The organism is Sphingomonas sp. BLCC-B65 (assembly GCF_028550675.1).
Lineage (GTDB): Bacteria > Actinomycetota > Actinomycetes > Actinomycetales > Microbacteriaceae > Microbacterium.
In genome coordinates this window covers 913,239-933,888 of the sequence record NZ_JAQQGL010000001.1, presented here as the reverse complement: position 1 = coordinate 933,888, position 20,650 = coordinate 913,239, and the positions used below count along the sequence as shown (strand labels likewise).

Below are 20,650 nucleotides of genomic sequence, written 5' to 3'. Positions count from 1 at the left end.
TCCCGTCGGTTCCGGATACGGCTACGGCTCCGGAGGTCGTGCCGCGGAGGCAAGAGTGGGGCCCCTACCCCAATTGCCACCGCGTCACGACCTCCTCCGCCTCCGCCATATCCTGACCTCGATGCAGTCATCCACTGGGGCCTTGAGAGGGAAGAGAAGATGTCGAACGAACGGCAGGCGAGACTCGCCGACCGCATCCGCGTGCTCATCGCCGAGCGCCTCGAGAAGGGGCTGCGGGACCCGCGCCTCGGCTTCGTGACGATCACCGACGTGCGCGTCACGGGTGACCTGCAGCACGCGTCGGTGTTCTACACGGTGTACGGCGATGATCAGGCGCGCGAGGACTCCGCTGCGGCCCTGAAGGCCGCGACCGGAATGCTGCGCAGCGAGGTGGGCAAGCGCCTCGGCATCCGTCTCACGCCGTCGCTGGAGTTCATCCCCGACGCGCTTCCCGAGAACGCAGGGCACATCGCCGAGCTGCTGCGCGAAGCGCAGGAGCGCGATGCGGCCGTGGCCGGTCTTGCGGCCGGAGCCGCATATGCGGGCGACGCCGACCCGTACGTCAAGCCGCGCGAGGACGACGACGAGGACTGAGCGCGGTCGCTTTCGCGTCACCGCGGCAGGCGCAGGAAGCCGTCGACGGCTTCGACGAGTCCGTCGACGATGAGCGAGTCGATCGCGCGATCGCGCTGCGCCGCGACCGGCCAGTCGGCGGCGACGTCGTCGGCGGGGAGAGCATGTGCGGGTGCGGCGCGCAGCGCGTGCAGCACCGCTCCGCGCGCCTGACGATCGCTGCCCTCGTATGCAGCCTGCTTGCGGCGCAGGTCACCGGTGTCGGGGTAGCCGGCCGCACGCCAGGCGCACAGCGAGGAGATCGGGCACACGTCGCATCGCGCGGAACGGGCAGTGCACACGATGGCGCCGAGCTCCATCATGGCGGCATTCACGACCGCGGCATCCTGATCGCCGCGCGGAAGCAGCCCCGCCATCGCCGCCAGATCACCGCGAGCCGGCGGCCCGGGCTGAGAACGTCCGTCGACGGCACGCGCGATGACGCGGCGAGTATTCGTATCGACGACCGGGTGACGGTCGCCATAGGCGAACACGGCGACCGCCCGCGCTGTGTAGTCTCCGATACCCGTCAGCGCGAGGAGCGCCTCGACGTCGCGCGGCACGACGCCGTCGTGTCGGTCGCGGATCTCCACCGCGGCGCGGTGCAGCCACAGGGCGCGCCGCGGGTAGCCGAGGTTCGCCCACTGCGCGACCGCCGACGCCGGGGCATCGTCAGCCAGGGCGGTCGGTGTCGGCCACCGCGCCAGCCAGGCGTCCAGCAAGGGGATCACGCGCGTCACGGGCGTCTGCTGCAGCATGAACTCGCTGACGAGCACGCCCCAGGCGCCGAACCCCTCCGCGCGCCACGGCAGATCGCGCGCGTTGTCGCGGTACCAGGCGATGAGCGGCGTCGCGAGGTCGGGCATCGCACCAGCCTACGTCGGCACGCCGCGTTCGCCTGCGGCCCCGATCGCCTGCGGCCCCGAGCGGGTGCGGCCGGAGGTGGCACCGCGCCTAGGCTGGAGCAATGCCCGCCTCTCCGCTCGTCCCCAACGGCGTCCTCCTCGTGGACAAGCCGCAGGGGATCACCAGTCACGATGTGGTCGCACGGGCTCGCCGCGCCCTGGGCACCCGCAAGATCGGACACGCCGGCACGCTCGACCCGATGGCCACCGGGCTGCTCATCCTCGGAGTCGGACCGGCCACCCGGCTGCTCACCTTCATCGTCGGGCTCGGCAAGACCTACGAGGCCACGGTGGTGCTCGGCGTGGCGACCGACTCCGACGACGCGGACGGCGTGGAGACGCGTCGGGCGGATGCCGAGACTCTCGCCTCCGTGACCGACGAGCGCATCGCCATGGCAGTCGCGGCTCTCACGGGTGAGATCGATCAGATTCCGAGCACCGTGTCGGCGATCAAGGTCGCCGGCAGACGCGCCTACGACCTCGCCCGGGCGGGGGAGAGCGTCGAGCTGGCAGCCCGCCGGGTGACGATCGATCGGTTCGATGTCGTCCGCCGCCGCGACACCGCCGAGGGCCTCATCGAACTGGATGTCGTCGTGGACTGCTCCAGTGGCACGTACATCCGTGCCCTGGCCCGTGATCTCGGCGCCGCACTCGGGGTGGGTGGCCACCTCACGGCGCTGCGGCGGACGCGCATCGGCGCGTTCGACGTGGGCGACGCCGTCTCCGAAATCGCGGCGGACGCGCCGCTGCTGCCGCCCGCGCAGGTCGCGGCATCCGTGCTCGGCGCCCTGCCCGTCACCGCGGCCGAGGCGCGTGACCTCCGTCACGGCAAGCGTCTCGTCGGCGCCGCACCGCGCCTGGAGGGGGCGATGACGCCGACGCCGGCGGCGATCGACCCCGATGGTCGGCTCGTCGGCATCGTTGAGCGCCGCGGCGCCGACATCAAGAGCGCGATGAACATGGCGGAGGACGCATGATCGAGTGGTTCGCCATCGCCCAGGTGGCCGTCGCGGTCGTGGCGGGGCTGCTCGCGATCATCCTCGGACTCGCGGGGCGTCGGCCGAGCGATCTCACCGTCGGCGCGATGGCCCTGATCCTGCTGCTCCTGCTCGCTCAGGTGGTCGTCGCGATCGTCGCGCCGCTGGTCGGCAACCCGCCGGCCGGCAGCGCACTCGAGTTCTGGGTCTACCTCGTCTCCGCGGTGATCATTCCGCCGGCGTCCGTCGTCTGGGCGCTCCTCGAGCGCAGCCGCTGGAGCACGGTGATCATGGGCATCGCCGCACTGTCGGTCGCCGTCATGGTGTGGCGCATGCAGGTCATCTGGACGACCGCTGGTATGTGAGGCCGCGGCCCCGGCGAGGGCGGGCGCCTATCATTGACAGGCCATGACTGCGCCACACGCCGACGCCGCCGCCCCGACCCGGATGACCGGAATCGGGCGCGTGCTCGTCGTCGTCTACGCCGTCATGGCGCTGGCGGCGACCGGACGCTCGTTCGTTCAGATCGTGCAGGACTTCGCGGCCGCGCCGCTCGCGTACACGCTCTCTGCGCTCGCGGCGGTCGTCTACGTGCTCGCGACGGTGGCTCTCGTGAAGTCGGACGGCCGGCGGTGGTACGTCGTGGCGTGGGTGGCGATCTGCTTCGAACTGGCGGGCGTGCTCATCGTCGGAACACTCAGCCTCACACATCCCGAGCTCTTCCTGCACGACGCGACCGTGTGGTCGGGCTATGGCTTCGGCTACTTCTGGGTACCTCTCGTGCTGCCGTTCGTCGGCCTGTGGTGGCTGCGCAGCGGCGGCCGCGAGCGCCCGGACCTGGATGGTGCCGCGGCGCCGGACGACGCGAAGGCGGGCATCGTGCGCGCAGACGGGAGGTCCAGCTGGTGATCGTCTTCCACGACCCCGCGGAGGTGCCGGCCGGGTTCGGCCCCAGTGTCGTCGCGATCGGCAAGTTCGACGGGGTGCATTCCGGCCACCGAGCGGTGATCGACCGTGCCCGTGTGGCCGCGGAGGATGCCGGGGCACGGGTGGTCGCCGTCACGTTCGACCGCAACCCCTTGAGCCTGCTGCGGCCCGAGCTGTGCCCGCAGCCCGTGTGCAGTCTGCCGCAGAAGCTCGATCTGCTCGCCGCCGCGGGGGTCGATGCGACCCTGGTGCTCCGATTCGACCAGGAGCTGGCCTCTCTGGAACCTCGCGCCTTCGTCGAACATGTGCTGGTCGGCCTGGGCGTCGTGATCGTGATGGTCGGCGACGATTTCCGCTTCGGCAACGGGGGAGCGGGCGATCCCGACACCCTGGTTCGTCTCGGCGCGGAGTACGGCTTCCAGGTCGACGTGGTCGGGGACGTTCAAGGCGGAGGCCGCCGCGTGTCGTCGACCTGGGTACGGGACCTGCTCGCGTCGGGCGACGTCGAAGGCGCCGCGCGTCTGCTGGGACGCCCGCATGCGGTGCAGGGCGAGGTCGTCCACGGCCTCAAACGCGGTCGCGAGCTCGGCTACCCGACGGCGAATCTGTCAGCCGATGCGGAGGGCTTCATTCCGGCAGACGGGGTCTACGCCGGGTGGCTCGTCGACCTCGGCACCGATGGTGCGACGGTGACGACTCGCTACCCGGCGGCCATCTCGGTGGGGACCAATCCGACGTTCGATGATGTTCCGATGCGACAGGTCGAGGCGTATGTCCTGGATGAGACGGGGCTCGACCTCTACGGGCATCGCGTGCAGATCCGCTTCACGAACCGCATCCGCGGCATGGTCGCCTTCGAGGGGATCGAGGCGCTCATCGCCCAGATGGACGACGACATCACGCGGGTGCGCGCCGCCCTCGGCTGAGCCGCGCGCACCCGGGCGGGGTCAGTACGACGAGGTGTCGACGGCGCCCGACGCCTGCTCGCCGGCATCCACACGGCGCGCCTCGCCGAGGATGACAGCGCTGCCGCTCGTTCCGAGCCGTGTCGCCCCGGCGGCGAGCATCGCGAGCGCGTCGGCGTAGCTGCGCACCCCACCCGATGCCTTCACCTGCACGTCCGGGCCGACACTGGCGCGCATGAGCTCGACGTGGGGGACCGTCGCCCCACCGCCGGCGAAGCCCGTGGACGTCTTGACGAAGTCCGCGCCACCGGCCTCGGTCAGGCGGCTGCCGCGGGCGATCTGCTCGTCGTCCAGCAGCGAGGTCTCGAGGATCACCTTCGTCACCTTGCCGGCCGCGGCCGCGACCACCGCCTGGATGTCGGCGACAACGGCGTCGTCGAAGCCCGAACGCAGAGCACCGATGTTGATCACCATGTCGAACTCGACGGCGCCGTCGGCGAGGGCCTGGCGAACCTCAGCCACTTTCGCGGCAGTGGAGGTCGTGCCGTGCGGGAAGCCGATGACGGTGCCGACGTTGACGCCGGTGCCCGTCAGCCGCTGCACGGCGTGCGCGATGTCGCTCGGGCGCACGCACACGCTGAACACGCGCCATTCGGCGGCGATGTCGAGTTCCGCGTCGACGTCGGCGCGGGTCAGTTCAGGCTTCAGGATGGCGTGATCGATCGTCGCGGCGAGGTCGCGCTCGGTGATGGTGGACATGGCTCCAGCCTACGCCAGCGCGGGTCGGGAATACCCCAGGGGGGTATCATCGTTGGTATCGACAGCAGAGGCGGATCGGGACCGCCCGCGGAAGGAGCTCCACATGTCCACACACACGTACGCCGTCGAGGGAATGACCTGCGCCCACTGTGCCGGTGCCGTCACTCGTGAAGTCCGCAAGGTCGTGGGCGTGACGGACGTCGCCGTCGACGTGACCGAGGGCACGTTGACGGTGACCGTCGACGGTGGGGCGCCGGATGACGAGATCGCCGCGGCCGTCGACGAGGCCGGTTACGCCGTCGTCGCTCGCTGAGAGGAGCACAGCGTCCATGGGTGCGACCACGTCTGACGCCGAGCCGCGGGCAGAGGCGGTGCTGGAGATCGAGGGTATGACGTGCGCGAGTTGCGTCGCGCGGGTCGAGAAGCGACTGCAGCGGCTCGACGGCGTGTCGGCATCCGTGAACCTCGCGACCGAATCCGCACGGGTGGATTACCCGAGCGGCCTCGATGCCGCGGCTCTCATCGCCGCGGTGCGCGAAGCGGGGTACGACGCGCGCGTGCGAGAGCGCACCGCCCACCCGCATGCCGGCCCCCACGACGGCCATGCGTCGTCGTCGCACGGCGGCCACGTCCACGACGTCGAAGACCGCCCGGGTGCCACACGGCTGACCACTCGTCTGCTCATCAGCGCTGTGCTGGCCGTGCCGGTGGTACTTCTCGGGATGATTCCGCCGTGGCAGTTCCCGGGGTGGCAGTGGGTGTCGTTCGTACTGGCGGTGCCCGTCGTGCTCTGGGGAGGCTGGCCCTTCCACCGCGCCACCTTCGCCAACGCCCGCCATGGCGCGATGACGATGGACACCCTCATCACGCTCGGAACAGGTGCGGCGACGCTGTGGAGCGTCTGGGCGTTGTTCTTCGGCTCGGCGGGACGTGTCGGCATGCGCCACGACGGGGGACTGTTCGCCCCCGTCCATGACCCCTCCTCGCTCGTCTACTTCGAAGTGGCGGCGGCGGTCACGGTGTTCCTGCTGCTCGGCCGCGTCATCGAGCAGCGCTCCAAGCGCGCCGCGGGGGCGGCCGTGCGCGCGCTGATGGATCTGTCGGCGCGTGATGTGGAGCTCGAAGACGGCCGTCGCGTGCCGATCGAGGCGCTCGGTGTGGGAGACCTGTTCGTCGTGCGTCCGGGAGAGAAGGTCGCCACCGACGGTGTCGTTCGCAGTGGTCGTGCCTCGGTCGACGAGAGCATGATCACGGGCGAGTCGATCCCCGTCGACGTCGACGCCGGCTCGTCCGTGACCGGCGGCACGATCGCCACCGATGGCCGTCTCGTCGTGGAGGCCACCTCCGTCGGCGAGGACACGCGCCTTGCCCGGCTGGCCCGCCTGGTCGAGGACGCGCAGGCGGGCAAGAGCCGCGTGCAGCGCCTCGCCGATCGCATCTCGGGGATCTTCGTCCCGATCGTCATCCTCCTGTCGGCTCTCACGCTGTTGGCGTGGCTCGTGGTGGGAGGCTTCAGCGGCGAGGCCCTCGCGTCGGGGTTCACCGCGGCGGTGGCCGTGCTGATCATCGCCTGCCCCTGTGCGCTCGGGCTGGCGACGCCGATCGCGATCCTGGTGGGGACCGGTCGCGGTGCACAGCTCGGTGTCCTCATCACCGGACCGGAAGCGCTCGAGGCGGCGGACCGCATCGACACCGTCGTGCTCGACAAGACCGGCACGGTCACCGAGGGCGCGATGACGGTCGACACCGTCACGCCCATCGGCGGAGCGGATGCCGACGAGGTGCGACGACTCGTCGGATCGCTGGAGGAGGCCTCGGAGCATCCGATCGCGCGTGCGGTCGCGGCACTCGCGACCGCGCCGCAGGAGGTCGGCGAGTTCACCGGTCACGCCGGTCTCGGCGTGACCGGGATCGTCGACGGCCACCGCGTGTTCGCTGGTCGACCGGCCTTCGCCCGTGCTCAGGCGCCGGGCTCGGGCGCGGACGTCATCGGCGCGGTCGACGCCGCCGTCGACGCCGCCCAGCGGCGCGGCGCGACCGCGATCGTCGCAGGCTGGGACGACCGCATTCGCGGCGTCGTGGTCGTCGCCGACAGCATTCGCAGCGACAGCGCGCACACCGTCGCGGCGCTGGAGTCTCTGGGCCTGAACCTCGTGCTGTTGACCGGCGACAACGCGGGCGCCGCGCGCGCGGTCGCCGACGCCGTCGGCATCCGCGAGGTCGTCTCGGGCGTTCTCCCGGAAGGCAAGGTCGCCGAGATCGAGCGGTTGCGCGCCGGCGGACACCGGGTCGCCATGGTCGGTGACGGTGTGAACGACGCCGCCGCGCTGGCCACCGCCGACCTCGGCATCGCCATGGGATCCGGCACGGATGCGGCGATGCATGCGAGTGACATCGCCGTCACCGGCAGCGGCTTGTCGCCGGTGCTCACCGCGATCGGCCTCAGCAGACGCACGATGCGCATCATCCGCGGCAACCTGTTCTGGGCCTTCGCCTACAACGTCGCCGCGCTGCCGCTGGCGGCGTTCGGCGTGCTCAACCCGATGATCGCCGGCGCGGCCATGGCCTTCTCGAGCGTCTTCGTCGTGCTCAACAGCCTGCGGCTGCGCCGCTGACCCGGCCGCCGCTCGCGGCGGTGGGGGAGGGCGCGCTAGACTGACGACGAGGTCCGCCCCGTTCGTCGCCGCAGCTCGCAGAAGCGAGTACCCGCAGCCGGAGGATCCGCACCTCGCCCCACCCCGCGGCGACCGCTGCGGAACGACTGACCGGTCATCCGACCGGACCTCCGCCGGTTTTCCGGCGCTTCACGCTCAGGAGGAGCATGCCGACCACGGCATCCACTGCCACCGCGTCCCGCCGACGCGGCTCGTCCCATCGCGGGTCATCCGCCCGTCGCGACGACGACGCCCCGCTGATCCCGATCCTCGCCCGCAAAGTGCGCGAGGTCGAGGCGAAAGCCCAGAAGGGCAAGCTGGGCCCGACCAACCGCGTCAAGTTCCAGGTCATCGCCTTCCTCGTTCGCGAGGAGCGCGCGCGTGTGAAGGCCGACGAGGCCGTCCCCACAGCGGCGCGGGCCGAGCTGCTCAAGCGCCTCGACGGCGTCGCGACCATCCTCGCCAAGACCGCCGCGCGCGACACCTCGCTCATCCAGCTGCTCGAGGTCGATCAGGCCACCTCTCCGGTCGCCAAGCGCATGCGTCGCGACTGGCTGCTCGAATCGGGCGCGGAGCTGCCCGATGACGAGCTGATCATCACCGATACGGCGCCCGCCCCCCAGAGCTGGGGACAGACCCCGGTGGTTCCGGCCGCGCTGGCCGAGCGCCAGGTCGTGCCGCCGCAGATCGAGGCGCGCCGCGAGGCGAATCCCTTCCTGGCGCCCGACGTCGCGCTGCGCGCACCGGCATCCACGGCTCGCCGCCGGCTGGACGGCTGGGAGTTGATGGGACCGCTGTACAAGGCGTTCGAGACGGGGGCCGGCGGCGCCACCGCCTCCATGGAGCTTCCGTCCGTCCCCGAGTTCGATCGGATCTCTCCCAAGGGGCTCGAGATCATGCCGCACCAGTCCCGCTTCCTGGAGGCGGTGCGAGCCGGTCACCGGTCGTTCCTTCTGGCCGACGAACCAGGCCTCGGCAAGACCGCCCAGTCCGTTCTCGCCGCCTCCGTCGCCGATGCGTATCCGCTGCTGGCGGTCGTGCCCAATGTCGTCAAGATGAACTGGGCGCGCGAGGTCGAGCGGTGGACGCCGCAGCGACGTGCGACCGTCATCCACGGCGACGGCGACACCGTCGACGCGTTCGCCGACGTCTTCATCGTCAATTACGAGGTGCTCGATCGGCACCTGTCCTGGCTCGGCTCGCTCGGCCTGAAGGGCATGGTCGTCGACGAGGCCCACTTCATCAAGAACCTCAGCTCGCAGCGTTCCCAGAACGTGCTCGCCCTGGGCGGGCGCATCCGCGAGCAGGTGCGCAACCCGCTGATGCTCGCCCTCACGGGAACGCCGCTGATCAACGACGTCGAGGACTTCGACGCGATCTGGCGCTTCCTCGGCTGGACCAACGGCGAGAAGCCGGGCCCCGAGCTCATGGAGAAGCTCGACGCGACCGGATTCACACCGGCGGACAAGGCTTTCTACCCCGAGGCGCGCGACGCCGTGATCTCGATGGGCATCGTCCGTCGCAAGAAGAAGAACGTCGCAGCCGACCTTCCCGACAAGTTGGTCGCCGACCTGCCGGTGGAGCTCGACGACGAGTTCGGGCGTTCCATCCGCGAAGCCGAGCGTGAGCTCGGGTCGCGCCTGGCGGCCAAGTACCGCCGCATCATCGAGGCGCGCGGCGACAAGGTGCTCATCGGCGAGGTCGACGAGGACATCGTCCGCCTCGTCGCGCACGGCGAGCTCGAAGAGGCGAAGGCGTCGGCCGCCGGCGCGGACAACGTCTTCACGATGGTCCGCAAGATCGGTCAGGCCAAGGCGCACCTCGCCGCCGACTACGCGGTGCAGCTGCAGCGCTCGGTCGGCAAGGTGGTGTTCTTCGCGAAGCACATCGACGTGATGGATGCCGCAGAGGCGCACTTCGCGGCATCCGGCCTGCGGACGATCTCGATCCGCGGTGATCAGACGACGACCGCCCGCCAGCAGGCCATCGACGCCTTCAACACCGACCCCGGTGTGGCGATCGCCGTCTGTTCGCTGACGGCGGCCGGCGTCGGACTGAACATGCAGGCGGCATCCAACGTCGTTCTCGCCGAGCTCTCGTGGACCGCCGCCGAGCAGACCCAGGCGATCGATCGGGTGCACCGCATCGGTCAGGACGAGCCCGTCACGGCATGGCGGATCATCGCCGCGCACACGATCGACACGAAGATCGCGGAGTTGATCGACTCGAAGCAGGGGCTCGCCCAGCGCGCCCTGGACGGCGCCCAGCTCGACCCCACCTCGAGCGATTCCGTGCAGCTGTCGGCGCTCATGCACCTGCTGCGCCAGGCGCTCGGCGCCGCCTGAGGCGGGCCGGGATTATCGACGGCGGATGCGGTGGCATCCGCCGTCGATACGGCGATAGTGTCAAAGAGGCAGCGTCGCCGAATCACATCCCGAATCACCAAAGGATCTCCACATGAAGATCGGTATCCTCACCAGCGGCGGAGACTGCCCCGGACTGAACGCGGTCATCCGCGGTGTGGTCCTCAAGGGCACCACGAACTACAACATCGAGTTCGTCGGCATCCGTGACGGCTGGCGTGGCGTCGTCGACGGCGACTTCTTCCCGCTCACCCGGCACGAGGTCAAGGGCCTCTCGAAGGTCGGGGGCACCATCCTCGGCACGAGCCGGACCAACCCCTACGAGGGTCCACGCGGCGGCGCGGAGAACATCGCGAAGACGCTCTACGGCCACCACATCGACGGGATCATCGCCATCGGTGGCGAGGGCACGCTCGCCGCGGCCAACCGGCTGTGGAACGACGGCATCAATGTCATGGGCGTGCCCAAGACGATCGACAACGACCTCCGCGCCACCGACTACTCGTTCGGCTTCGACACCGCCGTCAACATCGCCACCGACGCCATGGATCGCCTCCGCACCACCGGAGACTCGCACCAGCGCTGCATGGTCGCCGAGGTCATGGGCCGGCACGTGGGGTGGATCGCCCTGCACTCCGGCATCGCGGCCGGTGCGCACGTGATCTGCATCCCCGAGGTGCCCATGTCGATCACCGAAATCGCCGCGCAGGTGCAGAAGGCGCATGACCGCGGTCGCGCGCCGCTCGTCGTCGTCTCGGAGGGCTTCACGCTCACGGGCATGGACGAAGCCTTCAGCGACAAGGGGCTCGACGCCTTCAACCGCCCTCGCCTGGGCGGCATCAGCGAGGTCCTGGCGCCCGAGATCGAGCGTCTGACCGGCATCGAGACACGTGCGACCGTGCTCGGTCACATCCAGCGCGGCGGCTCGCCCTCCGGTTTCGACCGGGTGCTCGCGACGCGCCTGGGTCTGCACGCCGCAGACTCCGTCTACGAGCAGGCCTGGGGCCAGATGGTCTCGCTGAAGGGCACCGACATCGTGCGGGTGCCGTTTGCGGAGGCTCTCGGTGAGCTGAACACGGTGCCGATCTACCGCTACGAAGAGGCCGCCGCGCTCTTCGGCTGAGCCCGCCACCGGGACACCGAAGATTCCGTGTCCCACTTTTCGCTGGCGTTGTCCCACTTCCGCCGTGCCGTGTCCCACTTTCTGCTGTGCAGGAGGCCACCGGACAGCAGGAAGTGGGGCACGCCCTGCGAGGGTCACTCTCACTGACCACGCCCTATGCAGGTTCCTCCCCGGTCGGCGTCGGGCTCTGAGGTTTCCACCGTTCGGTGCTCAGCCACCAGAGCATCGCTGCGCACGGGTGACGCTTGCGCGATGACGACCTCGAGCGACCTGCCGCTGAGTCTGCCGGACGCGTTCACCGTCGCGCAGGCGCGAGATGCGGGCGTGAGCCCCGGGCGGCTGCGGGGACGCGATCTGTCGCGTCCCTTCCACGGCGTCCGCGCGCGAGTGGAGCCCACTCCTGGCTCGCTTGAGGCATCGTGTCGGGCGCTGCTGCCGAGGCTGCGCAACGGGCAGTTCTTCAGCCACGAGACCGCCCTGTATCTTCTCGGAGTGCCTCAGCCGGAGTGGCCGTATGAGCCGACCATCCACGTGTCCACCCACCGTCCTGCGCGCGAACCCCGTACTCACGCCGTGGTGGGTCATCGGCTGCAGCTGCGAACGCCGGCCCACACGACGGTGGGCGGGATGCCGGTCGAGCACCCGGCGCGTGCCTGGCGTCAAACGGGCACGCTCTGGCGGCTCGATGACCTCGTTGCTGCGGCAGATCACCTGATCTCAGGCCGGAGCCCGCTGACGGATGCGGCCGAGCTTCGGGGTGAGATCGAGGTGATGGGCGACGTGCGCGGCGGAATTCTCCGCAGGGCGCTGGCGCTCGCTCGCGGTGGCGTGCGCTCTCCTCGCGAAACGTGCTTGCGGCTGCTGCTGAGTCGCGCGGGCCTGCCGGAGGCCGAGGTGGCCTGGAACCTGTTCGACGATCGGGGGACGTTCGTCGCGGAGCTCGATCTGGCCTTTCCCCGCTATCGCCTCGCGGTCGAGTACGACGGGCGCGTCCACGCTGACGATGCGCGTCAGTTCGCGCGCGACGCCGACCGGTGGGCGGCCATTCGCGGCCTGGGGTGGCAGCACGAGCGGGTGCTGGCTCATCACCTCGTCGGCGATGGCCGGCTCGCGGTCGCGATGGTAAGAGAGGCCCTGCAGCGTGCGGGGTGGACGCCCGGGCGCTGACGCCGGGGCACAGAGGCGCGGCGCCGAGGCACAGAGGCGCGGCGCCGGAACTGTGTGTCCCACTTCCTGCTGCCTGGGAGCGCTGTCAAGCACAGATAGTGGGACATGCCTCGGCATATGTGGGACATGCCTCGGCGTGCGGGGAGGGGGGGAGGTGCGGGAGGGGGGAATCAGTCCTCGGCGAGGCCCAGCACGTCGAGCAGCCAGGCGAGCTCGAAAGCGCGCTGCTGCCAGGAGTTGTAGCGCCCGGAGACACCGCCGTGGCCCGCGACCATCTCGCACTTGAGCAGTGCGTCAGCACCGACCTCGCGCAATCGCGCCACCCACTTGGCGGGTTCCACGTAGTAGACGCGGGTGTCGTTGAGCGAGGTGGTCGCGAGGATCCGCGGATACGTCACTCCCTCGCGCACGTTCTCGTACGGCGTGTACGACTTCATGTACGCGTAGACCTCCGCGTCGTGCAGCGGATCGCCCCACTCGTCCCACTCGATCACCGTCAGCGGGAGCGAAGGATCGAGGATGGTCGTCAGGGCGTCGACGAAGGGAACGTCGGCGAGGATGCCGGCGAACAGCTCGGGGGCGAGGTTCGCGACCGCGCCCATCAGCAGGCCGCCCGCAGAACCGCCCTCGGCGACGAGGCGGTCGGGTGCGGTGACGCCCGTGTCGATCAGATGACGCGCGACCGCGACGAAGTCGGTGAAGGTGTTGCGCTTGTGCTGCAACTTGCCGTCCTCGTACCACTGGCGTCCGAGTTCGCCGCCGCCGCGAACGTGCGCGACGGCGAAGACGACGCCGCGATCGAGCATCGACAGACGCGCCACCGAGAAACCGGGTTCGATGGAGTGCTCGTAGGACCCGTACCCGTAGAGGTGCAGCGGACGCGGCGCGTTCCCCGGCTCGCTGAACGACCGCTTCCACACGATCGAGACGGGCACGTGGGTGCCGTCGGATGCCGTGACCCACTCGCGCCGCTGCCCGTAGGCCGACGGATCGTATCCACCCAGCACGGGCTGGCGCTTGCGCAGGTGCAACTCACGCGCCGCCACGTCGTAGTCGTAGACGGTCCCGGGGGTGAGGAACGAGCCGTAACCGAGCCGCACCACGGGCGGGGCCCATTCGGGATTGCCGCCGGCTCCGGCGGTGTAGAGCTCCTCCTCGAAGGCGAGCTCGTCGATGCTGCCGGTGGCGTAGTCCAGGATCCCCATTCGCGACAGCCCGTCGCGTCGGTACGACACGACCCCCCAGTCGCGGAAGGCGGATATATCCAGCACGCGCCGCCCGGGAGTGTGGGCCAGCACGACGTCGCGTTGGCCCTGTGGATCGGATGCCGCGACGCGCACCAGTTCGAAATCGAGCGCGCCGTCGTTGTGCACGATGTAGAGCACGTCCTCGCCGCCCACGACGGCATGGGTGGCCGAGTACTCGACGCCTTCTCGACGCGGCCAGATGGATCGCGGCTCGGAACGCAGATCGGTCGCGTCGACGAGGTACTCCTCGGTCGTGATGGAGGAGCCCACCTCGATGACCAGGTACTTCTCGCTGCGCGTGAAGCCCGTACCCACCCAGTAGCGCTCGTCCGGCTCGTGGAACAGGCGCGCGTCGGCTGCGGCATCGGTGCCGACCTCGTGCAGCCAGACGGTGTCGGGTCGCCACGCGTCGTCGACCGTCGTGTAGACGATGTACCGGCCGTCGGGGGAGAACGACGCTCCCGCCGAGGTGTTCTCGATGACGTCGGGCAGGTCCTTCCCGCTGACGAGGTCCCGTACACGCAGCGTGTAGCGCTCGTCGCCCTCCACATCGACACCGAAGAGCAGTCGAGAACCGTCGGTCGAGACGTCGAAGCTGCCCAGGGAGAAGAACTCGTGACCGTCGGCCTCGACGTTGCCGTCGAGCAGGACGATCTCGCCGGGGACGTCGACGCCCGGCGTCAGGACAGGCGGCGTCCAGTCGTCGGGGCCGGCCAGAGGCGCGCGGCATTGGATGCCGTACTGCTTGCCCTCGACGGTGCGCCCGTAGTACCACCATGCGCCCTGACGCGTCGGAACGGACAGGTCGGTCTCGAGGGTGCGAGCCTTGATCTCGTCGAAGATGCGCTGGCGCAGCCCCGCGAGGTGGGCCGTGCGCTGCTCGGTGAAGGCGTTCTCGGCTTCGAGGTGCGCGATGACCTCGGCATCCTCCTTCTCCCGCAGCCACTCGTAGTCGTCTCGCACCTCGTCGCCGTGATGACGGCGAAGCGTTGGACGGGCGGCGGCGACGGGGGCGGACAGCGGCGTGGAGGACGTCTCTCGGGTCACCGCTCCACGCTAATCCACGCCCGGCGTGTCGGGGCGGGATCGCCGTTCTGCGAGGGGCCTTGAATGTGGGAGTATTTCTGTGGTCCGGTTGCCGGAGAATGAAACCACGGTGAACTCTTCGTTCGCATCGCCGATTCCGTCGGCTCCCTTCCTGTGAATCCCGACGAAAGCGAACTGTGGAAACCGCTGCCCTCATCGTCGTGCTGGTGATCGTGCTGGCGCTGTTCTTCGACTTCACGAACGGCTTTCACGACACCGCAAACGCGATGGCCACCCCAATCGCGACCGGGGCGCTCAAGCCCAAAGTCGCCGTTCTGCTCGCCGCGAGTCTCAACCTCGTCGGCGCCTTCCTGTCCACCGAGGTGTCGAAGACGATCTCGCACGGGATCATCCGCGAGGACCAGATCGAGCCGCTCGCGTTCTTGCCGATCATCTTCGCCGGCCTGATCGGTGCGATCACCTGGAACATGCTGACCTGGCTGCTGGGTCTGCCCTCCAGCTCCTCGCACGCCCTGTTCGGCGGGTTGATCGGGGCGACGCTCGTCGGCGCGAGCGCGGCGGCCATCGATTTCGGCATGGTGCTGAGCAAGGTCGTTCTGCCGGCATTGATCGCCCCGTTCACGGCCGGTGTCATCGCCTTCCTGGCGACGCGGCTCGCCTACGCGATGACGCGTCGCTACGACAACAAGCCCGACGGTCGCGACGGGTTCCGCTGGGGCCAGATCTTCACCTCCTCCCTCGTCGCCCTCGCCCACGGCACGAACGATGCGCAGAAGACGATGGGAGTCATCACCCTCGCGCTGATCATGGCGGGCTGGCAGAGCGGTGCCCATGCCGACCCGCAGCTGTGGGTGATCCTGGCCTGTGCGTTCACGATCGCGCTCGGCACCTACATGGGCGGCTGGCGCATCATCCGTACGCTCGGCAAGGGGCTCACCGACGTGAAGCCCGCACAGGGCTTCTCCGCCGAGACGTCCACGGCGGCGACCATCCTCGCCTCCAGCGCGCTCGGCTTCGCACTGTCGACCACGCAGGTCGCCTCGGGTTCGGTGATCGGCTCCGGACTCGGTCGGCGTGGCTCGAAGGTGCGCTGGCGTACCGTCGGGCGCATCGCCGTGGGGTGGGTGCTGACGCTGCCCGCCTCGGCCGCCGTCGGCGCCTTCGCGGCTCTGCTGGTCGTCTGGTTCGGAAGTGCCGGCATCGTCGTCGACGCGGTGCTCGCCGTCGCGATCATCGTGGGTCTGTTCCTGCGCTCGCGCCGCAATCACGTCGACTCGTCCAACGCGATGAGCGAGGTCGCCGATTCGGGTCTCGCCGTCAAGGTCAAGCGCAACCCGCCGCCCACGCGTCGCCAGCGCGCCATCCTGCGCGCGGAGCGCGCGCAGGAGAAGGCGGAGCGCGCCAAGGAGCGAGCGAAGAACACGGCGCCCCGCGGAAAGAAGCCCTCGGCCACGAAGCCCTCGGCCACGAAGCCTTCGGCCACAAAGCCTTCCGCCGAGAAGTCCGGTGCTGAGAAGACGGGGGAGCGCTGATGGGTATCAGCATCGACTGGTTGGCCTTCGTCCAGGTCTTCGCCGCCGCCTTGATCGGTGCGCTGCTCGTCGTCGGCTTCTATGCGGGCGGTCTTCGGCTGCTGGTACGTGGCGGACGGGCGCCCATCGTCGCTCCTGCGGAGTTCACCGACGCGATCACCGTGATCAGCGAGAAGGAGGCGCGTCGTGCGGCCAAAGCCGCCGCGAAGGCGGCGAAGAAGAGCCCTCTGACCGACGGGCAGAAGCGTCTGGCGCTGATCGGTGCCTACCTGTCGTTCGCACTGTGCGGCGTCGCGGTTCTCGCTGGGCTCGCCCTGATCGTCCTGCACTGATCCACCGGCATCGCGATCGCGGGCGCCTCACGCCCGGAACTGCGGGAGGGTCCGCGCCGCGTCGTCGGCGGCGCCTAGGCTGAGCTCATGGCCCCCGACTCGTTCTCGTTCGGCATCCATCCACCCGCCCAGCGCGTGATCGTCCATCTCAGCGATACGCATCTGCTCGCCGGGAACCGGCCCCTCGGTGGCCGATACGACACCGCCGCCAACCTCATCGCGACATTGGCGGCAGTCGAGCGCACCGGCGTCACGGCCGACGCCATCGTGTTCACGGGCGACCTGACCGATCTGGGTGAGCCGGACGCCTACGCCGCCCTGCGCGCCGAGGTCGAGCCCGTCGCTGCGCGGCTGGGCGCGCCCATCGTGTGGGTCGCGGGCAATCACGACGAGCGCCCCGCGTTGCGTGCGGGACTTCTCGACGAGGCGCCGAGTCTCGAACCCGTCACCGGTGTGTGGGACCTCGGCGGACTGCGCCTGATCGCTCTCGATTCCTCCGTGCCGGGGTGGCATCACGGCGACCTGGATGCCGCACAGCTCGACTGGCTCCGCGGCATCCTCGCCGAACCGGCGCCGCTGGGCACCGTGCTGGCTCTGCATCATCCGCCGCTGCCGAGTCACATCCCTTTCTTCGACATCCTCGAACTCCGTCATCAGAGCGAGTTCGCGGCGGCGCTCGCCGGCAGCGACGTCCGCGCCATCCTCGCCGGACACCTCCACTACGCCACGGCGGGCACCTTCGCCGGCATCCCGGTCAGCGTCGCATCGGCGACCTGTTACACGATGAACCTCCAGCGTCCGCCGCAGGAGGTCAACGGCATGGACGGCGGACAGTCCTTCCATCTCGTGCACGTCTACGACGACACCATCACGCACAGCGTCGTCCCGGTCGGTGAGGCCGAGACGGCCGAGGTCTTCAGCGAGGAATGGACACGGGCGATGGCCGCACTCGACCCGGAGGAGCGGCTCGAGGCCTTCTCCCGAAAGCGCTGAGATGGCGAGGTGTCCCGGGCGCGGCAGATGCGCTCATGCGGCTTGACTTCGAGTGCACTCGAAGTTCTACCGTGGGGACATGACCCTGCTCCCCGTCCCCGCGCGCGAGGGCGTCTCGATCGCCGAGGCCGCCGCCGCCACCGACGTCTCGACGCACACCCTGCGCTACTACGAGCGCGAGGGGCTCATGCTGACGCCGATCGACCGCGCCTCCTCCTCGCACCGTCGCTACTCGGATGCCGACATCTCCTGGGTGCGCTTCCTGACGCGGCTGCGCCTCACGGGCATGCCGATCGCCGGCATCCGCGCGTACACCGAACTCGTGCGCAGCGGCGAGTCGACCATCGCCCAACGGCGGGAGCTGCTGGTCGCGCATCGTGAACGCGTGCGCGCACAGCTCGACGAGATCACCGCGAGCCTGCGAGCCATCGACCACAAGATCGACATCTATGACAAGGAGATCGCACACTCATGAAGACCACCACTCTGGGAAGCGCCACCCCCATCGAGGTCAGCCGCCTCGGTCTCGGCCTGATGGGAATCAGCGCCTTCTACACCGGCGCCGGACAGGACGATGCGGATGGTGCACGCACCATCCTCGGGGCCCTGGATCGCGGCGTCACCTTCCTCGACACGGCGGAGATGTACGGTCCGTACACGAATGAGGAACTGCTGGGCACGACGCTCGCCGACGCCGGACGCCGCGACGAGGTCGTCATCGCCACGAAGTTCGGCACGGTTCGCCACACCGCGGGCGGTGAGCGCGGATTGGACGGAACTGCGGCCAACGTGCGCCTGGCCGTCGAGGGGTCGCTGCAGCGTCTGCGCACCGACCGCATCGACATCTACTATCAGCACCGGATGGATCCGTCGACCCCCATCGAAGAGACCGTCGGCGCGCTTACCGAACTGATCGCCGAGGGCAAGATCCGCGGCTACGGACTGTCGGAGGCGTCGGTCGCGACGATCCGTCGTGCGCACGCGGTTCATCCCGTCACCGCGGTGCAGACGGAGTACTCGCTCTGGACCCGTGACCCCGAGGCGGAGCTGCTTCCGACGCTGTCCGAGCTGGGCATCGGGTTCGTGCCGTACTCGCCGCTGGGCCGCGGATTCCTCACGGGCACCATCCGCTCGCTGGACGTGCTCGACGACGACGACTTCCGCAAGAGCAACCCGCGCTTCGCCGACGGCGCGCTGCAGGCGAACCTCGCGATCGTCGACGCCGTCGAGAAGGTCGCCGCGGATGCCGGCGCCACCCCCGCTCAGGTGGCGCTGGCGTGGCTGCTGGCCCAGGGGGAGCACATCGCGCCGATCCCCGGCACGCGAAAGCTCACCCGCGTCGAGGAGAACATCGCAGCGGTCGACCTGGTGCTGACGCAGGACCAGCTGGCCGCGCTGGCCGCCGTCGGCTCTCCGGTCGGCGACCGCTACGCCGACATGTCGACCGTCAACCGCTGACCGTCGGGGTGCCCTTCGTCGCGGCCTCGGCCTCGGCGGAGGGCACCCGTCTGTGCGGTGTACGCCGTGTACACCGGATGCGCGTCGTCGTCGCGGGTAGGCTCGACCGCGACCACCCGAGGCGACGACCCAAAAGGACTGCACTCATGGCACCTGCCGCAACGACGCGCACCGAGACCGACTCCCTGGGATCGATGGAGATCCCCGCCGATGCCTACTGGGGCATCCACACCGCACGGGCGCTCGAGAACTTCCCGATCTCCATGCGCCCGATCTCCGTGTACAAGGACCTCGTGACCGCGCTCGCGATGGTCAAACAGGCTTCCGCCCGCGCGAACCTCGAGATCGGAGTGCTCGACGCCGAACGCGCCGATCTGATCGACCGCGCCGCCCAGCGGGTGATCGACGGAGAGTTCCACGACCAGTTCGTCGTCGGCGTGGTGCAGGGCGGTGCCGGCACCTCGACCAACATGAACGCGAACGAGGTCATCACCAACATCGCCCTCGAACTCGCCGGCCGTCCGAAGGGCGACTACGCCTATCTCTCGCCGATCGATCACACCAACCGCTCGCAGTCGACCAATGACGTCTACCCGACCGCGGTGAAGGTGGGGCTCAGTCTCGATCTGAAGACCCTCCTGGAGGAGCTGGACCTCCTGCGCCAATCGTTCCTCGCGAAGGCGGTCGAGTTCCACGACATCCTCAAGATCGGTCGCACCCAGCTGCAGGATGCCGTGCCCATGACCCTGGGCCAGGAGTTCCACGGGTTCGCGACGACCCTCGGCTACGACCACCAACGCCTGACCGAGAACGCGTACCTGCTGTTCGAGATCAACATGGGCGCCACGGCGATCGGCACCGGCATCACGACCCACCCCGGTTATGCGCCCGCCGTCCTACGCCACCTGCGGGAGATCACGGGCCTCGACCTGGCGACCGCCGACGATCTGGTCGAAGCCACGAGCGACACGGGGTCGTTCATGTCGTTCTCCTCGACCCTCAAGCGCAACGCGATCAAGCTCTCGAAGATCGCGAACGACCTGCGCCTGCTCTCCAGCGGTCCGCAAGCGGGCCTGGGGGAGATCAACCTGCCCGCGCGTCAGGCCGGATCGAGCATCATGCCCGGCAAGGTGAACCCGGTGATCCCCGAGGTCGTCAACCAGGTGGCGTTCTCCGTTGCCGGCGCCGACCTCACCGTCACGATGGCCGTCGAGGGCGGGCAGCTGCAGCTGAACGCGTTCGAGCCGATCATCGCCCACTCGATCTTCCAATCGATCACCTGGATGCGCCGCGCCATGCGCACCTTCCGGATCAACTGCGTCGACGGCATCACCGCGAACCGTGAGCGTCTGGGGGCGATGGTGGGCTCATCTGTCGGAGTGGTCACCGCGCTCACGCCGTTCATCGGCTACGCCGCCTCGGCAGCGCTCGCCAAGACCGCGCTGCTGACCCATCGCAACGTCGGCGACCTCGTTGTCGAGGCGGGGCTCATGACCCGCGACGAGGTCGACAAGCAGCTCTCTCCGGCGCGGCTGTCGGGCCTGGAGGCGATCACGCAGGCCATTCCCGTCGTACAGCCCGCCGAGAACCTCGTCGAGAGCTGACGAACCCTTTGCGCGAGACGCACGCGGGCCGATAGCGTCACTGTC

General features: G+C 69.5%; 19 protein-coding genes. 16 read left to right on the top strand and 3 right to left on the bottom strand.

Annotation, left to right across the window (positions count from 1 at the left end):
* Positions 1 to 159 precede the first annotated feature (159 nt).
* Positions 160 to 594 (top strand): 30S ribosome-binding factor RbfA, encoded by a 435-nt coding sequence (gene rbfA, locus PP359_RS04610; protein ID WP_039414614.1) that lies wholly within the window; start codon positions 160 to 162, stop codon positions 592 to 594.
* A gap of 17 nt (positions 595 to 611) precedes the next feature.
* On the opposite strand, the gene PP359_RS04605 is transcribed toward rbfA, so the two are convergent.
* A complete protein-coding gene (locus PP359_RS04605) occupies positions 612 to 1,478 on the bottom strand; it encodes an HhH-GPD family protein (RefSeq protein WP_036319794.1) in 867 nt (288 codons plus the stop codon).
* A 101-nt stretch (positions 1,479 to 1,579) separates the two neighbouring features.
* On the opposite strand from PP359_RS04605, the gene truB reads away from it, so the two are divergent.
* The 4 genes from truB to PP359_RS04585 are packed head-to-tail and all read left to right on the top strand — an operon-like array spanning position 1,580 to position 4,347.
* Positions 1,580 to 2,494 carry a tRNA pseudouridine(55) synthase TruB gene (gene truB / locus PP359_RS04600; RefSeq protein WP_294946653.1) on the top strand — a complete coding sequence of 305 codons (915 nt, stop codon included), beginning with the start codon at positions 1,580 to 1,582 and terminating at the stop codon, positions 2,492 to 2,494.
* Positions 2,491 to 2,859 (top strand): hypothetical protein, encoded by a 369-nt coding sequence (locus PP359_RS04595; protein WP_294946656.1) that lies wholly within the window; start codon positions 2,491 to 2,493, stop codon positions 2,857 to 2,859. Before truB ends, PP359_RS04595 begins: the two co-directional genes overlap by 4 nt.
* Positions 2,860 to 2,902: 43 nt before the next feature.
* Positions 2,903 to 3,403, top strand: coding sequence for a hypothetical protein (locus tag PP359_RS04590; RefSeq protein ID WP_499249982.1), 501 nt, complete (start codon positions 2,903 to 2,905; stop codon positions 3,401 to 3,403).
* Complete coding sequence (locus PP359_RS04585; protein ID WP_499249981.1) at positions 3,400 to 4,347, top strand: bifunctional riboflavin kinase/FAD synthetase; 948 nt, start codon at positions 3,400 to 3,402, stop codon at positions 4,345 to 4,347. Before PP359_RS04590 ends, PP359_RS04585 begins: the two co-directional genes overlap by 4 nt.
* 21 nt (positions 4,348 to 4,368) lie before the next feature.
* Here PP359_RS04585 and deoC read toward each other — a convergent pair whose 3' ends face one another.
* Positions 4,369 to 5,085, bottom strand: a complete 717-nt coding sequence (gene deoC / locus PP359_RS04580; protein ID WP_039414625.1) for a deoxyribose-phosphate aldolase — start codon at positions 5,083 to 5,085, stop codon at positions 4,369 to 4,371.
* A gap of 103 nt (positions 5,086 to 5,188) precedes the next feature.
* On the opposite strand from deoC, the gene PP359_RS04575 reads away from it, so the two are divergent.
* From PP359_RS04575 to PP359_RS04555, 5 genes are all read left to right on the top strand, one after another.
* Positions 5,189 to 5,398, top strand: a complete 210-nt coding sequence (locus PP359_RS04575) for a heavy-metal-associated domain-containing protein (protein ID WP_295775111.1) — start codon at positions 5,189 to 5,191, stop codon at positions 5,396 to 5,398.
* 16 nt (positions 5,399 to 5,414) lie between these two features.
* Positions 5,415 to 7,700 carry a heavy metal translocating P-type ATPase gene (locus tag PP359_RS04570; protein WP_499249980.1) on the top strand — a complete coding sequence of 762 codons (2,286 nt, stop codon included), beginning with the start codon at positions 5,415 to 5,417 and terminating at the stop codon, positions 7,698 to 7,700.
* Between the two features lie 206 nt (positions 7,701 to 7,906).
* Positions 7,907 to 10,084, top strand: coding sequence for a DEAD/DEAH box helicase (locus tag PP359_RS04565; RefSeq protein ID WP_499249979.1), 2,178 nt, complete (start codon positions 7,907 to 7,909; stop codon positions 10,082 to 10,084).
* A gap of 112 nt (positions 10,085 to 10,196) precedes the next feature.
* A complete protein-coding gene (locus PP359_RS04560; protein WP_005048745.1) occupies positions 10,197 to 11,225 on the top strand; it encodes a 6-phosphofructokinase in 1,029 nt (342 codons plus the stop codon).
* A gap of 252 nt (positions 11,226 to 11,477) precedes the next feature.
* Positions 11,478 to 12,392: a putative endonuclease domain-containing protein gene (locus PP359_RS04555; protein WP_499249978.1), complete on the top strand. Its 915-nt coding sequence runs from the start codon at positions 11,478 to 11,480 to the stop codon at positions 12,390 to 12,392.
* Between the two features lie 170 nt (positions 12,393 to 12,562).
* Here PP359_RS04555 and PP359_RS04550 read toward each other — a convergent pair whose 3' ends face one another.
* On the bottom strand, positions 12,563 to 14,686 hold the full coding sequence (locus PP359_RS04550) for a S9 family peptidase (protein ID WP_499249977.1): 2,124 nt from the start codon (positions 14,684 to 14,686) through the stop codon (positions 12,563 to 12,565).
* Between the two features lie 176 nt (positions 14,687 to 14,862).
* Between PP359_RS04550 and PP359_RS04545 the strand changes: the two genes are divergently transcribed.
* From PP359_RS04545 to PP359_RS04520, 6 genes are all read left to right on the top strand, one after another.
* The gene (locus PP359_RS04545) at positions 14,863 to 16,218 is read left to right on the top strand and encodes an inorganic phosphate transporter (protein WP_347418512.1); all 1,356 of its coding nucleotides are present in this window, start codon (positions 14,863 to 14,865) and stop codon (positions 16,216 to 16,218) included.
* Positions 16,218 to 16,550, top strand: coding sequence for a hypothetical protein (locus PP359_RS04540; RefSeq protein WP_036289744.1), 333 nt, complete (start codon positions 16,218 to 16,220; stop codon positions 16,548 to 16,550). Before PP359_RS04545 ends, PP359_RS04540 begins: the two co-directional genes overlap by 1 nt.
* A gap of 87 nt (positions 16,551 to 16,637) precedes the next feature.
* On the top strand, positions 16,638 to 17,543 hold the full coding sequence (locus tag PP359_RS04535) for a phosphodiesterase (RefSeq protein ID WP_036315605.1): 906 nt from the start codon (positions 16,638 to 16,640) through the stop codon (positions 17,541 to 17,543).
* A gap of 79 nt (positions 17,544 to 17,622) precedes the next feature.
* A complete protein-coding gene (locus tag PP359_RS04530; protein ID WP_039414645.1) occupies positions 17,623 to 18,018 on the top strand; it encodes a MerR family transcriptional regulator in 396 nt (131 codons plus the stop codon).
* On the top strand, positions 18,015 to 19,001 hold the full coding sequence (locus PP359_RS04525; RefSeq protein ID WP_294946686.1) for an aldo/keto reductase: 987 nt from the start codon (positions 18,015 to 18,017) through the stop codon (positions 18,999 to 19,001). The genes PP359_RS04530 and PP359_RS04525 overlap by 4 nt, the downstream gene beginning before the upstream one ends.
* Positions 19,002 to 19,147: 146 nt before the next feature.
* A complete protein-coding gene (locus PP359_RS04520) occupies positions 19,148 to 20,605 on the top strand; it encodes an aspartate ammonia-lyase (protein WP_036315616.1) in 1,458 nt (485 codons plus the stop codon).
* Positions 20,606 to 20,650: the final 45 nt, after the last annotated feature.